Genomic DNA, 15,076 nt, shown 5'->3' with positions numbered 1-15,076 from the left:
CGTCTGAGCCGCACAACCCGTGGCCGCCCCCGGCAGAAACACCAGCAACCAATAGAGGACGGGGCGTCCCATCCCACCGGCATGGCGATGCCGATGACTCACCGGACTCGGAGGATCGTGACCTGCGGCCTCGCCCGGGACGGCAGGTTCCCCCCGTCCTCGTCCGTGATCTGGACGAGCACGTCGGGGTGGGCGCCGGTACCCCTCAGCGACACGAAGCGCCCGGTGGACGCGTTCACCATGAACTCGATCGCGCTGTTCGTCCCCGCGTGCAGCGACACCCTCGAGGGGAAGAGCGGAAAGTCGCGTGTGAACGGACATTCGTCCCCGAGGTTGGAGTCGTTCAGCTGCCCGTACAGGCCCCTCAGGTGCCAGGTCCGCCACTGCGCGCGCGGATCCGTTTCCGCCGGCGCGTTGTCGTCCGCGACCAGCGACGCCAGGTAGAGGGGAAGGAGGTCATCCCACGACAGGTTCGATCCCGCCACGACGCGGATCGCCCGCTCCACGTTGGCGACGCCTCTCATGTGCGCCGGTCCGCCCGAGGACAGTTCGCGGAACAACCCCTCCTCGCGGCTGCCCGGCAGCGCGCCCCCGCTCCCGGACTCCCCGAACTGGTCTCCGAGCCAGCGCATCAGGCTGTAGCCGAAGCCCCGAAACGCGAGCGATTCGACCCCGCCCGGATCCTCTCCCCCGGAGTCGCCGAGTGCCAGCGTGGCGGCGGGGCCGTCCGGATCAGGGGTCGGGCAGCCGCCCCGAAGGAAGCGACCCAGCCGGATGTGATTCAGCAGGTGGAAGTGATTGTAGACGGTGAGCTGTTCCTCGCTCGCAGTGATCGCCTCGAGGTCCAGGTTTTCGCGGGTTCCGAAGCCCCCCGTCCGCAGGCCGGCGATCTCCTCGGCGAGGTGGGCCATCCCCTCGTCGAGCCAAGCCACCTCGCGGTCGCTCAGGGTCCCATTGCCGAGCGTGACCCGCTGCTGCGTACTCAGAAGGTGGACGAACTCGTGCGCGACCGTCGTGCGCGCGAGCGCGTTCGCGAAATCCAGGCTGATGTCCGTACCGTAGTCCTCGTCCGGGTCGGGTCCCACGAGATAGAAGATCTCCCCCTCGTTCGACGCCGGACAGCTGCTCGCCGATGTGAGGTCCTGTGCGAGGAAGAAGCCGGCGACGATGCTCTCTTCGCCGGCGGGGGTGAGCTTGTTCACCTCGGCCGTGATGAGGGCGAACACCGTCCCGTTGTCATCGATGTCCCCCGGCTCCCCGAAGTAGGCGACGTCCATCGGGTACACGATCTCGTCGAGTTGCCGTCCGATGGTCTCGAATTCCTCTTCCGTGAAGCGGTCGCTCGCCGGCTGGGTGGCGAACTCGAGGTCCTCCACGACCGTGAAGTGCTCGCCCGCATGCCGGACCTCGCCCCGAATGAGCGTCGTGTTGCGGCAGTCGACCCTCAACTCCGAGTTCACGCCGATGGTGAACGAGAGCGTGTCGCCGAGCCCGGGCGGTGCCGGCGCCGCCATCGGAGCCGCCGCGTCGAACCTCCGCGTGCGTTGCCGGATGGGTCGCGCGCCGACCCTCGCCAGTTCCTCCTGCTCCCGCTCCCGCAGCAGACGCTCGTTCTCGAACCAGGAGGCCCGGCGCCGGAGGTCGCGGCTCGTGAACCCACTCACGGGGGCGAGCGGTTCGGGGCGGGCGGGCGCCACGTTCGCCGAGGCACGCTCGGCGCGCACGCGTATGCAGCCCTGCGTGCTCAGCCCCGGTACGATCGAGGTGCTCTGTACGATGACCTCGTAGTTGCGGGGCTCCTCGCCGCCGGCGAGCCGGAACGCGCGCACGTCGCCGGGAGAGTCCAGCGTGACGAGTTCGCCCGGCGCAATGTCCACGGTGCCGATCGAACCGGACACCGGCGTCTCCGCCGCACCCGCCCTGCACCCCATGACGACCGGGGGCGGCGGGGGCGGCGGATCCGTCGTACCCTCTCCTCCGCAGGCCGCAAGGACGAGGCCGGAGAACCCGGCCCTGCACGGCCACCACCGGTCGCGTGGTCTCATCCCTGGCTCACTCCCTGTTTCTCCGCCACGGGTCTGTCCGCGACCGCCCGATACGCCCGGCGCGGCCCGACCGCAGCTCTCGCGGCCAAAGATATGGACTCGCCGCCCAAGTCGCCCGCTAGCGGGTGCGGAGCACGACGAACCGGACCCCCGCCGATCCGGGCGTGCGTCCACCGGCCAGGGTCGTCAGCCGGACCCGGAGTGGCGGGTGCGGTCCGTCGCTCTCGAGCACAAAGTACCGGCCCGTCGCCGCGTTCAGTTCGAAATCGACCCGGATGTCGGTGCCGGCCGCGAGCGCGATGCCGGTCGTGAAGAGCGGAAACTCGTGGTCGAAGGGCTCCTCGCCCTCCAGTGCGCGGTGTAGCGCGGCGAACGCGTCCCGCAGTTGCAGGCTCGTGACCTGGGCCGAGAGGGGGGTCTCTCCCTGCCGATCGTCCGCGATGGGAGCCAGGGCCCAGGTCGCGAGAAGTGCTTCCCAGTCCCCCGGCGCGCCCACAGAGGCCGCGACCCGTTCGAGGTTCTCCACGCCACGTGTCCGGCCCGGGCCGCCACCCGCCAGGTCGCGGAAGATGGTTTCCTCGGGGGGACCGCCAAGCAGGCCCCCTGCGCCGACGGCGTACTGATCCGCGAACCAGCGGAGCAGGAGCCAGCCGAAGCCTCGCATGGCCAGCGAGGGAACACCGGACGGATCGCGGCCATCCTCGTCTCCGAGCGCGGGCGTCCGGTGGGGATCGGTCAGGTAGTACGCGGCCCGCCGGAAGTTCGGAAAAAAATATGTGCGGAAGATCTCGGGACCCGCGGCCAGTTCATCGAAGCCGTAGTTGCGGCCGGGACGCAGCCTGCCGAGGGACATCCCGACGAAGGTCTCCGCCGAATGGGCGAGTCCCTCGCTCAACCACACCGCCTCGAGGTCGGCGAAGCTCCCACCCTCGAGTACGGCGCGCCGTTCGGCTGAAATCAGGTGTTCGAGTTCGTGCGCGGCGACCCCGATCGCCCGGGTCGTGGCGAAGGACGCGGGAACCGGTTTCGAGTACCGGCCGTCGGGATCGGCCGCGAGAAGCCACAGGAGTTCGCCGCCGTTCGAGGCCGCACAGCTCTCGGGGTCGGCCAGGTCAACGGGGTTGAAGAAGCCGGAGATCCGCGTCGTGCTGTTGCGAGGGGTCGTCCGGTTCACCACCGGAGTGAACAGCACCCAGATGACGCCGTTCCCGTCGATGTCGGCGGGTTCGCCGAAGTACGCCGTGACCACCGGGAAGACGGTGTTCTCCAGCCCCCGGATCACGGCCGCGTACTCCGCGTCGGACACCCACCCGGACCCCTCCACATCTTCGGCGACCGCCAGGTTCGGGCCCACGGCGCGAACGACCGCGGTGACGTCGTGGATCCCCGCGCAATCGACGCTGAGATCCGGATGCACCGCGTTCCGGAAGACGACCGTATCCCCGGCCACGGGGGGTCGTGTCGCGCCCCTGGACTCCGCTCCGGACGCCCACTCCGCGGGAAGGGGCCCGCCCGGCCGGGTCGCGTTCAACGGTCTCGCTCCGAGCAGAGCGCGTCGCGCGGATGCTCGCAGGGTCAGTTCAGCCGACGATGCCGCTTCCAGACGCCGCCCCTCAGTCGAGATCAGACGGGGAGCGGAAGTGAGCGCCGGCACCTGTGCGGCCGTCGCCTCGCGCCCCCTGGCCGAGAGGCGGAGGCGGGTGCGCGCGCCGGGCGACCTGAAACCGCTCTGTACCACGATGAGATATTGGGCGGAGGTGGTGCCCGATTCCATCTCCATGGACACGAGATCGTCCACGGGGACTGAGCACATCTCTCCGGGCGCCAGCGACAGCGACAACTCGGCCCCGCCGCGGCGCGTGACCACATGGCAGGGCGACCCGTCCGGCCCCGTGGCGTCGGCGCACGCGAGCGACAGCAGCGCGGCGAGACCGAGCGCCACCGGCCGGGCAACGCCGGTCCCTGCCGGCATGCGGGGGAGCCATGGTATCGAGGTCATCGCGCTCCATCGTAACCGCGCCGCCCGGATGCGCGAAGGCCCGGCCGGAGCCGGGCCTTCCCGTACTTCCCTTCCGCGGGACGAAGATCACCGTCCCGCGGGCCTTCGGCAGGCGGGCGGCTAGTACATGCCGCCCATGCCACCGCCGGGCATCCCGGCCGCCGCCGCCGGATCCTCCTTCTCCGGACGCTCGACCACGACCGCCTCGGTCGTGAGGAGCAGACCCGCGATCGACGCCGCATTCTGGAGCGCCGTGCGCGTGACCTTGGTCGGGTCGATGACGCCGGCCTTCACCATGTCCTCGTACACACCGGTCCCCGCGTTGTAGCCGGTGTTGTGCCCCTCGGCCTCGCGGACCTTCTCGACGATGATCGAGCCCTCGGCACCCGCGTTCGAGGCGAGGATGCGGATCGGTTCCTCGATCGCGCGGCGCACGATGCGGATCCCGATCTGTTCGTCCGAATCGGCGCCCTCTACCCCGTCCAGCGCACCCTGGCTGCGCAGCAGCGCCACGCCGCCGCCCGGCACGATCCCTTCCTCGACCGCCGCGCGCGTCGCGTGCAGCGCGTCCTCGACGCGAGCCTTCTTCTCCTTCATCTCGGTCTCGGTCGCCGCGCCCACGTTGATGACCGCCACGCCACCGGCCAGCTTCGCCAGCCGCTCCTGCAACTTCTCGCGGTCGTAGTCGGACGTCGACTTGTCGATCGCGACCTTGATCTCGCTGATCCGGCCCTGGATCCGGTCCGTGTCCCCGGCGCCGTCGACGATGGTCGTGTTGTCCTTGTCGATGACGATCCGCTTCGCCTGGCCCAGGTCGCCGACCACCGTGTTCTCGAGCTTGAAGCCGAGTTCCTCGGAGATCACCTGGCCGCCGGTGAGGATCGCGATGTCCTGGAGCATCTGCTTGCGGCGGTCACCGAAGCCCGGAGCCTTGACGGCCGCGACCTTGAGCGTTCCGCGCAGCTTGTTGACGACGAGCGTGGCGAGCGCCTCGCCCTCGATATCCTCCGCCACGATCAGGAGGGGCTTGCCCATCTGGGCCACCTTCTCGAGGACCGGGAGCAGGTCCTTCATGGCCGAGACCTTCTTGTCGTGGATCAGGATGATCGGCTCGTCGAGGACGACCTCCATCTTGTCCGGATCCGTGACGAAGTAGGGGGAGAGGTAGCCGCGATCGAACTGCATCCCGTCGACCGTCTCGAGATCCGTCTCGAGGCCGCGGGCCTCTTCGACCGTGATCACGCCGTCTTTCCCGACCTTCTCCATCGCGTCGGCGATAAGCTCGCCGATCTCCTGGTCGCTGTTGGCCGAAATCGCCGCGATCTGGGCGATTTCCGTCTTGCCCGAAGTCTCGACGGAGATCGAGTGCAGGTTCCGCACGATCGCCCCGACCGCCTTGTCGATCCCGCGCTTCAGCGCCATGGGGTTCGCGCCCGCGGTCACGCTCTTCAGACCCTCGGTGAAGATCGACTGCGCGAGTACCGTGGCCGTGGTCGTGCCATCGCCCGCCGCGTCGGAGGTCTTGGTCGCGACTTCCTTGACCATCATCGCGCCGAGATTCTCGACCGGGTCATCGAGCTCGACTTCCTTCGCGACGGTCACACCATCCTTGGTGATCGTCGGGCTGCCGAACTTCTTCTCCAGGACCACGTTCCGCCCCTTGGGGCCGAGCGTGACCTTCACCGCGCGGGCAAGCTTGTCCACGCCCGCCTTGAGGCGCTGCCGCGCCGCGGTATCGAATTCCAGATCCTTCGCCATCTTCATCTCCTTCGCCCACTTCGGGCGCCTCTGTCTTCAGGATCGATCGGTTGGGTTACGACCCACGCCTTACAGGACGGCCAAGACGTCGGTTTCCTTGACAATCAGGTAGTCCCCGCCATCCAGCTTGACTTCGGTCCCGGTGTACTTGCCGTAGAGGACCCGGTCTCCCGTCTTGACCTCCATCGGGATGCGCACGCCATCGTCGTTGAGGCGGCCGGGGCCCACGGCGACGACGGTGCCCTGCTGGGGCTTCTCCTTCGCGGTGTCGGGAATGTACAGCCCACCGCGCATCTCCTCGGCTTCCTCGAGTGGCTCGATGACAATTCGATCGGCCATCGGGGAGATGCTGAGCTTCGTGTTCGAGGCGGTTGCCATCTTGCCTCCTCCTTGACGCTTCGGTTTCCGGTTGATCATCGCTTGAACGCGGCCGCGAGGGATCTCGCGGCTGTTAGCACTCCTTGCTGCCGAGTGCCAAGATGGGGGGAACATAGTCGGCGCACCGGCGTCGATCAAGTACCAGTCTTGTCCAACGGGAAGTGAGCCTGAACGGAAAACGGGTTTCCACATTGGAAAACACTGTATATCAGGTTGACTCCGGGGTCATTGCGTCCGCCGGTTCCACCCGGCGCAGTGCGGACACTTGCCACAATCCTTCCACAAGGCCATACGCGAGTGCCGCCGCCACTCCAACCGCCAGTGCCGTCGCCAGGAGGTGAGCATCCGCCTGCCGCCACAACGGCTCGGCCAACGGCCTCCCCGACAACAGAACCGCCGCTCCACTCGCTCCGGCCAAAACCAGGTTACGGGCGATGTGGACCCACCCGATCCGAGTCGCGGTATCGCTAACCCCGAAGCAGGCGCACCCCTGTCCCCACTCGGCTTTCCGCAAACGGAGCAACGCCCATGTGAAGGGGACGAGACTCGCGGTCGCCGCGAGCGCGACAAGCCGAAGCCGCACCCCGATGACAAATCCGAGTCCAAGTGCGGTCTCCAAGGCGACTAACCCACCAAGCGCCACGACTCCAGCGGCTCGGTGTCGGTCAACGATGGGGAGCAGCTCCCCGATTACCGCGACGATCCCACGGCGATTCCGGAGCTTGCCGACCGCCGCGCCGAGAAACGTAACCGTAAGGCAACAGCGCAAGACGAAGAGGACGTCAGCCTGCACGGCGCGCCTCGTCCCGACCATCGCCGGAACGCCCATCCCGCATCTCTCCGAGCAGCATCACGAGATCGTCAAAGTTCGGCGTGGCGAGCTTCCGGCTCACGCGGCCCTCCTCGTCAACCGCCACCACGAAGGGGGTCATGAATACGCGCCACGCACCCGAAATCCGGCCCTCCGGATCCGCGTACACGCGTACGCCATTCCACATTTCTTCAACGAACTCCACCACTTCCGTTCGGCTGCCTACGCAGGACACCTCGACCTCGACGAGGTCCGCGCGATCCTCGGCGAAGGCACTGACCGCGGGGCGGTGACCCCAGCACGCTTGGCACCGGACACCCAGGAACACGACGATCCGGGGAAGCTCCGCCCGGACATTCCTCCCACGAACCCGGGCCTCTTCGGGCAGGTCAGGCGCTCGGGCGCCTTCGGGCGGCCCGCCGAGCAGCGACCTCCCCTCCCGGAGACTCCGAAGGGTTCGGACATGCTCCCGCAGCAGCATCATCACGGCGAACGCCAAGATGGCGACGAGCAACCAGAGCAGCGTGTATGTGACCCAGAACACCGTCCCCTCAGACCCCATCCGGAAGCCCGTCACCGCTTCGAACGGCCCCCCCGGGCCGACGCCGAGAGCCGGTCACGCGTCCGCCTCCTCGCCGCCGAACCGAACGCGCGCGACGCGCTGGATCCCGAGTGCGTCCGTCTGGATGCCGAGGCCGGTGTCGCCCCGGATTGCTCCGAGACCGAAGTCGACGCCACGCGGCCACTCCGTCGAAAAGAGGTGGTTCCCATCTGCACCGTACACGTCGGCTCCCTGTTCCCGCGGCTCATTCGCCAGGTAGCGCTCGACCCACAGGCGCCCATCCCGGTCGAACCACAGATCTCGCAGAGGCGGCTTCCGATCCGGGATATCGCCGTCTCCATAGGGGTAGTACTTTTCTTCGCGGCGGCGATCCGCCATGAGCACGCCCGCGTTCCGCCGTTCAGCGGCCGTCAGCTGCGGTCCCCGCTCGTCCCGCTCGATGACCGTCACGGGGCGCAGGAGGGAATCGTAGATATCGACGCGATAGGTCGTCGTCACCGCCAAGGCGACCCGTCCGTCGGTCGAGAACGCCATCAGCCGGTCGGTTCCGTATGGGGGAGGGCCGCCCAGCCCGTACAGGTACCCCACCGCATTCCACTCCTCGGCCTCTGCCAGCTCCGCCCGCGAGAACTTCGGCGACAACCGCCAGCCCATCTCCTCCGGCGTTGGTTGAAGCGCCCAGGGGTTGGTCTTCGACACGGTTCTTCCATCGCGCAGGGAAACGCGCCGCCTGCGGAGTCCGTCGCGCCGATCCGGCTCGCCTCCCGTGGCGATGAGCATCCGCTCGGCATCGAGGGCCAACAAACCATCGTACAACCAACTCCGGCTCGATCCGACAGGTACCACCTCCAGACCTGCCGATACGTCGTTCTGCGCCGGGTCGGCCCGCAGCACCTTGTCCTCGAACGACACGATCCATAGGTGCCCGTCCGGCAGGATGGCCGTGCTGCTTGGGTAGCGTTTGTATTCCAACGGCCCGTCGCCGGTCCGACCCAACTGGAAGAGAAACTCGCCCGCGGATCCGTATCCGCGCACCGAGCCGATCTGTCGGTCGGACACGTAGATCCGACCGAGAGCGTCCAACGCCAAGCCGAGGATCCGCCCGAAGAGATACCGCTCGTCCGCCTCGGTCCGGCCTATCGTCAGATCAATTGCGCCCCTGACCGTCTCCTGCGCCGAACCGGCCGGACTCGATCTCAATACAGGTCACCGGGATGTCTGCCGCCGCCACGGCACGGATTGCCGTCGCTCTCGTCCGTGCACTCGCACAACTTCTTCTCGCAATCGCAGTCGCACACGATGAAGGGTGTGTCCGTATCGCCCTCGCACCAGCAGTTTGGCCCGACGTTACCCACAGGTGGACATCTCCCGGTACGGATCATGCACCCTTCCGGGCAGCGGTGGCCGTTGCATTTAGAGCACTCCCCGAAGATCGATGCCTGTGCACCGGCGGGCCGGACCAAGTCCAGCAGCACGAACGCTCCGATCAGTTTCCCAAAGGTTCGTCGGCTCAGGCGGGCGGTTCGCGGGTGGCGGTCCTCGTCCTGAATCCACTCGGCGGTCCCGCGGAGCGTCCTGAACAATGCGCGAAACAACATACTCTTCCCCCTTCTACTTTGGGGCGATGCGCCCGTTCGTCAGGAGTTGATCAAGTTGCCAGGAGTTGCTTGGCGAGGGTGCCCGCCAACCCGCCGGTCAGCCCGACAGCCAGTCTCGACAGCCACGGCGCGGCCCGGCGTAGCCGATCAAGTTCCGCAATGATGTCGGAGTCCCCGCGTGTCGCCAAGCCCCGGGAAACAAGAATCATCGGTGCGGCCCTCACGAGTCCGAAGGCTCCGAAACTCGCCAGCGCCATTTGCGGAGAACCCACCAAGAGGCAGGTGGCCATCACGACGTGCATCGCGGCAAATGGGATCCGCGTGGCCACGCCCAGGCCAAGGGCGGCACCGAAAGCGAACGCGTGTACGCCCCGCGGAAGCTGGTTCCATTCGCGCGGCACAACCCAAGTAGAATACGGCAGGCGGAGCTGGGTTGCCGCCACACCTGCGACCACGCAAACAAGAACGAAGAGAAGCACCGCGGTGATCGCGACATCGCCGTTCGGTATCAGAGCAGCGACCGCCGCAACAAGTAGTCCCAAGAGGACACTCGCCAGCACGGTCCCGGCCACGAACATGCCGGGACCCGACCAGAAGTAACGTGGAACCGAGCTGTCTCCACCCCACGGGTGGGAGAGCGACAGGATCGCATTGATTCCTCACGGCGAATGAAGCGCCAACCAGCCCGCCGAGGCCGCGAGCAGCAGGACGGCCGGTAACACCGCCACTGCCCCGAGCGAGAACCCGCCCAGAAACATCACCGCCGCGATTGCGCCAAGCAACAACCTCAAGGCATCGGATCGACGGAGGACACCGAAGGCTCTGTCATCGCTTATGACTGTTGTCTCGCTCACGGTCGCGCACCATCGCCAAGGTTGCGGAAGCGTGAACGATACCGGCCCCGAGGGGGGGGGGGCAAGGAAGTCGAGGTAGGACCAAAAGGTGTGTAAAAAGGGAGGCGACGTACCTTCAGCTGACCGTTTACCAGCGATCCGGGGGAGACCCGGAGAAAGGACATCGCCTCATGGCAACGATACGCGGGAGAGGTTGGCCGGGCCAGCGTGGGAGGTGCCGGGGCGTGGGTGCGGGAGCGGGCGCGGGACATGATCCAGCAGGCGCCGGGGAGGAGGTGACGGAGCTCTTGGGCCGGGTGAAGTCGGAACGGCGGGCGGCGGTGGACGCGCCTCCGGGCTACCGGAACGGGTACGGGAGGCCGAGGCGTCTGGCCATGAGTTCGGGGACGATCGAGGTCAGGCGGCCTCGGGTCAGGGGCCTGGAGGAACGGTTCGAGAGCCGGGTGCTGCCGTTGTTCGCGCGCCGGACGCGGGAGGTGGGGGACTTGATCCCGGAGCTGTACCCGCACGGGCTGGCCGAGGGCGACTTCGAGCTGGCGCTGCGGGGGCTGTTGGGCGACGGGGCGCCGCTGTCGAAGTCCTCGGTGAGGCGGCTCGGGGCGAAGTGGACGGCGGAGCACGAGGCGTGGAGCCGGCGGCCGCTGGGCGACCGGGAACTCGTGTACGCGTGGGCGGACGGGATCTACGTGAAGGCGGGTATCGAGAAGGACAAGGCGGCCCTGCTGGTCGTCATCGGCGCCATGAGCGACGGGACCAAGGAGATCCTGGCGGTCACGCCCGGCTACCGGGAGTCGGTCGAGTCGTGGGCGGCGGTGCTCAGGGACCTCAAGGCGCGGGGGCTCGGGACGCCTAAGCTTCTGGTGGCCGACGGGAACCTGGGCATCTGGGGCGCGGCGCGGGAGGTGTGGCCGGAGACCGCCGAGCAGCGGTGCTGGAACCACAAGACGTTGGGCGTGCCGGACCGGCTGCCGAAAAGGGAGCAGGCCGAAGCGAAGGCGTTGCTGCGCGCGGCGGCGTACGCGCCCTCGCGGGCGGCGGCGAAGGAGGCGCGCGACGCGTTCCGGGATCGCTACGCGGACGCGCAGTCCAAGGCGGTGGCCGTGCTCGAGGACGACTGGGACCGGATGACGGCCTTCTACGACTTCCCCGAGAAGCACTGGCGGCACCTGAGGACGACCAACGTGGTGGAGAGCCCGTTCGCCTCGGTCCGGCTCCGCACGACGGCCGCGAAGCGGTTCAAGCGGGTCGACAACGCCACGGCGCTGATCTGGCGGCTGCTGCTGGTGGCCGAGAAGAGGTCCGGGAAGCTCACCGCTCCCCACTTACTGGGGGAGGTGTACGAGGGAAGAAGGTTCGAGGACGGAAAGCCCGTCCCGGAAGGTCGGCAAAGGGTCGCCGCCTGATGACGTTTACACACCTATTGACCCGACCTCGGGGAAGTCTTGTCCAACGGGAAGTGAGCCTGAACGGAAAACGGGTTTCCACCGGGAGGTGAGTATCCATGTCGCAAGGGATGCCTCGGTAGGGCAGCGGGTCGAGGGGTTCGCGACCGGGGTCGACGCAGAGCGTTCGCGCGGCCACGTCAGGCCGCAACCGGGGGCTCGGGAGTCCATAGGCGGTCCTGCCGCACGAGGGCGTTGGCGAGGACGATGAGCTTCCGCATGACGGCGGTGAGGGCGACCTTGGGCGGTTTGCCGGCGGCGAGGAGCGCCTCGTACTTCCGCCTCAGCCCGGGATTCCAGCGGATCGCGGCCAGCGCGGGCATGTAGAGCGCCCGCCGCACCTTCTGTCTGCCCCCCTGGATGAAGGCGCGCCCCTTCCAGTTGCCGGACTCCCGGGTCACCGGCGCCAGGCCGGCGAGGCTGGCGGCCCGGGGCCCGGAGAGCGTGCCGAGTTCGGGCATGTGGACGATCGGCCCCGCCGCGGTGATGCTGGAGACGCCGGGGATCGAGGCCGGTATCTCCGACGTGCGCTTCAGCTTCTCCTCGCTTCCGAGCAGCTTCCGGATCTCGCCGTCGACCCGCTTGAGCTGGTCCTCGATCTGCGCCAGCCGCTCCTCGTTGACTCTCCGGGACAGGTCGTGCCGCAAGTGCCTGCCGCGGTTGAGCGTGGCGGTCCGGTCCGCGACCAGCGCGTCGCGCACGAGCTGCAACTCGGCGAGGTCGCGCCGGGCCCGCGACATCGGGCGGGTCGGGCGGAGATCGTCGATCGCGGCCGCCATCTGCGCCAGTGTGTGGGCGTCCACCGCATCGGTCTTGGCGCGCCGCCCCCGCGATCTGGCGAAGCAGCGCACCTGGTACGGGTTGATCGCGTAGATGGGGACTCCGGCGCCGAGCAGCGCCTCCTCGAAGTCGCGGTGCCAGGGGCCGGTTGGCTCGTAGGCGACTCGGTCCGTCTCCGGGCCGATCCAGGCGATCAGCTTCCGGAACCCGGCCGCGTCGTTCGAGAAGCGGGCCGCCGTGCCCGCGGGCGCGGCATGCGCGTCGAGGTGGGCCTTCGAGATGTCGATCCCGACGGTTGCGTCCGGTCATCGGTTCCCTCTCCCGTGCTTGTCGTGCGAGCCTCGATGCTCGTGTATCCATTCGGGACTGTCGGGAAGGACGGTGGCGGTAGAGGGTGGCTCGGACGCGCCCACATCCCCGCCGACGACGCTCCCGCCGTCAACGGCTTCCTCCGCGACCACCTCCGCCCCTTCCTCAACTTCCACCGGCCCTGCCTCTTCCCCTCCGCGGTCGAGGGCCCCCGCGGCCGCATCAAGAAGCGCTACCGCCAACAGGACGTCGCCACCCCCTACGAGAAGCTCAAGTCCCTCGACGGCGCCGAAGACTTCCTACGGCCCGGCGTCACCTTCGAGGAACTCGACCGCGTCGCCGCGGCCACCTCCGGCCTCCAGGCCGCCAAGACCGTCCGCGAGGCCCGCCGCGACCTCTTCCGCTCCCTCGACCCCGTCGCGTCGGTCGCCTGAGTCCCCGTGTCCGCCCCCCCGAACCCCGTTGCGCGGCTCTCCCTCCACCGAGGATTATCCGGAAGAGAATCGAACGCCAACGGCCCCGCGGCCACGGCTCACGACTCCTCGTTCAGGCTCATCTCCGTATTGGAAAACACTGTACCCGAGGCGCGCGCGGGCGAGGGTGGTCCGGGGGTTATGAAACCCCGCCGATGCCGGTAACGTAGGGGCGACTCGAACAAGGGAGGTCAACATGATTCGATCAGCATTGGTCCTTGTCGCCGCCGGAGCCGTGGGGTTCTGGGTGACGGGCATTCTCTTCGGAGTCGTCCTGCCCCTCGTCGGCATGGCGCTGAAGGTCGTGATCTTCATCGCGGTCGCGTACCTCGTCCTGCGTCTGATCAACCCGGAGTTCGCGGACAAGCTGAAGGGGAAGTGCTGCGGGGCCGGCGCCTTCCGCGCGTTCAGGCGCTAGAAGTCCGCAGCCGGGCCCCTGCCGCGCCCTCGCCACGGGCTCCTAACCGTCCGCCGGGCCGGGTCCCGGGAACAGATAGCGGTCGGCGATCGCCAGACCCGTGATCGTCAGCGCCGGCTCGACGCGATCGACCGTGCGACAGTGGGGCGCCACGACCCGGGCAAGCCCCCCCGTCGCCACGACCAGCGCCTCGCGCCCCCACTCCTCCACGATCCGGTCGACGATCCCGTCGATCCCATCCACCACCGAGTAGAATCCGCCGCTCAGCAGACAGTCCAGCGTGTTGCGGCCGATCACCTGCCCGGGCCTTTCCACCTCGACCTGGGGGAGACGCGCCGTCGCCCTCGCCAACTGGTCGAGACCCGTGGTCGGGCCGGGCGCGATCACGCCGCCCAGGAAGACGCCGTCGGCCGTGATGCAGTCGAACGTGGTCGCCGTCCCGAGGTCCACGACGACGGTGTCGCGGCCGTAGAGTTCCGCCGCGGCGAGGGTGTTCGCGATCCGGTCGGCGCCGACCTCCAGCGGGTGATCGACATCGAGACGCACCGGGACCGGCGACGCGCCGTCGAGGAAACGGAGCGGAAGATCCAGCATCCGGCCCGCGGCCAGCCACGCTCGTTGCAGCGCGGGAACCACGGACGCAACGACGACCCGCCCGGGTGACGGGAGATCCTGCGCCGCGAGGAGACCACGGAGTTGGAGGGCAATCTCATCGCCGGTCCGGCGACGGTCGGTCGCGAGCCGCCAGACGTGGACGGGCGTGCGTCCCTCGAACCATCCGAGCACCGACTCGGTGTTCCCGATATCGACGGTGAGGAGCACGCCGATCAGCTCCCGCCGACCTCGATCGAGCCCGCGACCACGCGGCGCAGGGCTTCGCCCCGCGGCCTCAGGAGGAGCGCTCCGTCCGGCGCGATCCCGGCCGCGAGTCCGACCGCGGGTTTGCGGTCCGAGAGCCTGTGCTCCACCCACCGGTTGCGGAGCCAGTCGAAGCGATCGAGTTCGTCCAGCGAAGCCGCGTCGAGCGCGTCCGGAGCGGTCGGCAGGCGGCGCTCCAGCCCCGCGACCGCGGCGTCGGCGACGTCGATCAGCCGCGCCGGCCCCACACGCTCGTCGAGCGCCACCGCCTCCTTCACGTCCGCGGGCAGGCGACCGGCTTCGACGTTGATCCCCACGCCGACGATGAGCAGCCCCTCCCCCTCCCCGCCGCTGGTGACCTCGGCCAGGATGCCGCCCAACTTCCGGTCGCCCGCCATGAGGTCGTTGGGCCACTTCACGGCCGCCCCGAGACCGGGGAAGCGCCGGTTGAGTTCACGCGCCAGATCGACCCCCGCCACGATGGTCAGGAGCGGCGGCAGGATGTCGGCCCCGGGACGGAACAGCATGCTCAGGTAGAGGCCCGCCCCCGCGGGCGAACTCCATGAGCGGCCTCTCCTCCCCCGTCCGGCCGTCTGCTCGCGACACACGACAATGGAACCCGCCGGCGCGCCGGCCGCGGCCAACCCGCGCGCGAAGTCATTCGTGGACGGGATGCTGTCGAACGGGTAGACCGCGTCCCTCTCCCACCGCCGGCGAAGGGCGGCGGCCGATTTTCCGGCCCAGCGGTCGACCTGTCCTGGGAGCATGGTCACCCCGACTTCGGTCACGTC

Annotated in this window: 14 protein-coding genes and 1 pseudogene; 3 read left to right on the top strand and 12 right to left on the bottom strand. The window is 68.6% G+C overall.

The features are described from left to right. Positions 1–98 precede the first annotated feature (98 nt). The 9 genes from ACOQPP_RS03490 to ACOQPP_RS03450 all read right to left on the bottom strand — a co-directional run bounded on the left by ACOQPP_RS03490 (position 99) and on the right by ACOQPP_RS03450 (position 10,005). Positions 99–2,045 (bottom strand): hypothetical protein, encoded by a 1,947-nt coding sequence (locus tag ACOQPP_RS03490; protein WP_419165787.1) that lies wholly within the window; start codon positions 2,043–2,045, stop codon positions 99–101. 118 nt (positions 2,046–2,163) lie between these two features. Next, positions 2,164–4,044 carry a hypothetical protein gene (locus ACOQPP_RS03485; protein ID WP_419165786.1) on the bottom strand — a complete coding sequence of 627 codons (1,881 nt, stop codon included), beginning with the start codon at positions 4,042–4,044 and terminating at the stop codon, positions 2,164–2,166. Positions 4,045–4,164: 120 nt separating this feature from the next. Further along, positions 4,165–5,802 carry a chaperonin GroEL gene (gene groL / locus ACOQPP_RS03480; protein WP_419165785.1) on the bottom strand — a complete coding sequence of 546 codons (1,638 nt, stop codon included), beginning with the start codon at positions 5,800–5,802 and terminating at the stop codon, positions 4,165–4,167. A gap of 69 nt (positions 5,803–5,871) precedes the next feature. After that, positions 5,872–6,180 carry a co-chaperone GroES gene (groES, locus tag ACOQPP_RS03475; RefSeq protein WP_419165784.1) on the bottom strand — a complete coding sequence of 103 codons (309 nt, stop codon included), beginning with the start codon at positions 6,178–6,180 and terminating at the stop codon, positions 5,872–5,874. A 208-nt stretch (positions 6,181–6,388) separates the two neighbouring features. Next, positions 6,389–6,994, bottom strand: coding sequence for a MauE/DoxX family redox-associated membrane protein (locus ACOQPP_RS03470; RefSeq protein WP_419165822.1), 606 nt, complete (start codon positions 6,992–6,994; stop codon positions 6,389–6,391). Then, positions 6,963–7,535, bottom strand: coding sequence for a TlpA family protein disulfide reductase (locus ACOQPP_RS03465; protein ID WP_419165783.1), 573 nt, complete (start codon positions 7,533–7,535; stop codon positions 6,963–6,965). Before ACOQPP_RS03465 ends, ACOQPP_RS03470 begins: the two co-directional genes overlap by 32 nt. Positions 7,536–7,607: 72 nt before the next feature. Next, positions 7,608–8,753, bottom strand: a complete 1,146-nt coding sequence (locus tag ACOQPP_RS03460; RefSeq protein WP_419165782.1) for a hypothetical protein — start codon at positions 8,751–8,753, stop codon at positions 7,608–7,610. A gap of 448 nt (positions 8,754–9,201) precedes the next feature. Then, entirely contained in the window at positions 9,202–9,729 is a 528-nt protein-coding gene (locus tag ACOQPP_RS03455; RefSeq protein WP_419165781.1) for a hypothetical protein, read from the bottom strand. 81 nt (positions 9,730–9,810) lie between these two features. Continuing rightward, positions 9,811–10,005 (bottom strand): hypothetical protein, encoded by a 195-nt coding sequence (locus ACOQPP_RS03450; RefSeq protein ID WP_420635873.1) that lies wholly within the window; start codon positions 10,003–10,005, stop codon positions 9,811–9,813. A gap of 269 nt (positions 10,006–10,274) precedes the next feature. On the opposite strand from ACOQPP_RS03450, the pseudogene ACOQPP_RS03445 reads away from it, so the two are divergent. After that, positions 10,275–11,408 (top strand): annotated as a pseudogene (locus ACOQPP_RS03445) (IS256 family transposase); the annotation flags it as partial. A 179-nt stretch (positions 11,409–11,587) separates the two neighbouring features. Here ACOQPP_RS03445 and ACOQPP_RS03440 read toward each other — a convergent pair. Further along, on the bottom strand, positions 11,588–12,514 hold the full coding sequence (locus ACOQPP_RS03440; protein ID WP_419165821.1) for an IS110 family transposase: 927 nt from the start codon (positions 12,512–12,514) through the stop codon (positions 11,588–11,590). A 57-nt stretch (positions 12,515–12,571) separates the two neighbouring features. On the opposite strand from ACOQPP_RS03440, the gene ACOQPP_RS03435 reads away from it, so the two are divergent. After that, complete coding sequence (locus ACOQPP_RS03435; protein WP_419165780.1) at positions 12,572–12,970, top strand: hypothetical protein; 399 nt, start codon at positions 12,572–12,574, stop codon at positions 12,968–12,970. Between the two features lie 235 nt (positions 12,971–13,205). After that, a complete protein-coding gene (locus tag ACOQPP_RS03430) occupies positions 13,206–13,427 on the top strand; it encodes a hypothetical protein (protein ID WP_419165779.1) in 222 nt (73 codons plus the stop codon). A gap of 42 nt (positions 13,428–13,469) precedes the next feature. Here the strand turns inward: ACOQPP_RS03430 and ACOQPP_RS03425 are convergent, their stop codons facing one another. Together ACOQPP_RS03425 and ACOQPP_RS03420 are read right to left on the bottom strand one after the other, a co-directional pair. Further along, the gene (locus ACOQPP_RS03425) at positions 13,470–14,249 is read right to left on the bottom strand and encodes a type III pantothenate kinase (protein WP_419165778.1); all 780 of its coding nucleotides are present in this window, start codon (positions 14,247–14,249) and stop codon (positions 13,470–13,472) included. A gap of 5 nt (positions 14,250–14,254) precedes the next feature. Further along, positions 14,255–15,073: a biotin--[acetyl-CoA-carboxylase] ligase gene (locus ACOQPP_RS03420; RefSeq protein ID WP_419165777.1), complete on the bottom strand. Its 819-nt coding sequence runs from the start codon at positions 15,071–15,073 to the stop codon at positions 14,255–14,257. Positions 15,074–15,076: the final 3 nt, after the last annotated feature.

Origin of the sequence: Candidatus Palauibacter sp. (genome assembly GCF_965222475.1) — a bacterium.
Classification (GTDB): Bacteria; Gemmatimonadota; Gemmatimonadetes; order Palauibacterales; family Palauibacteraceae; genus Palauibacter.
This window is presented reverse-complemented; position numbering and strand designations above follow the sequence as displayed.

Coding starts and splice junctions, on each gene's coding strand:
- ACOQPP_RS03490 (WP_419165787.1), bottom strand. CDS start 2,045: ATGAGACCACGCGACCGGTGGTGGCCGTGCAGGGCCGGGTTCTCCGGC.
- ACOQPP_RS03485 (WP_419165786.1), bottom strand. CDS start 4,044: ATGACCTCGATACCATGGCTCCCCCGCATGCCGGCAGGGACCGGCGTT.
- groL (WP_419165785.1), bottom strand. CDS start 5,802: ATGGCGAAGGATCTGGAATTCGATACCGCGGCGCGGCAGCGCCTCAAG.
- groES (WP_419165784.1), bottom strand. CDS start 6,180: ATGGCAACCGCCTCGAACACGAAGCTCAGCATCTCCCCGATGGCCGAT.
- ACOQPP_RS03470 (WP_419165822.1), bottom strand. CDS start 6,994: ATGGTCGGGACGAGGCGCGCCGTGCAGGCTGACGTCCTCTTCGTCTTG.
- ACOQPP_RS03455 (WP_419165781.1), bottom strand. CDS start 9,729: ATGTTCGTGGCCGGGACCGTGCTGGCGAGTGTCCTCTTGGGACTACTT.
- ACOQPP_RS03435 (WP_419165780.1), top strand. CDS start 12,572: ATGCTCGTGTATCCATTCGGGACTGTCGGGAAGGACGGTGGCGGTAGA.
- ACOQPP_RS03430 (WP_419165779.1), top strand. CDS start 13,206: ATGATTCGATCAGCATTGGTCCTTGTCGCCGCCGGAGCCGTGGGGTTC.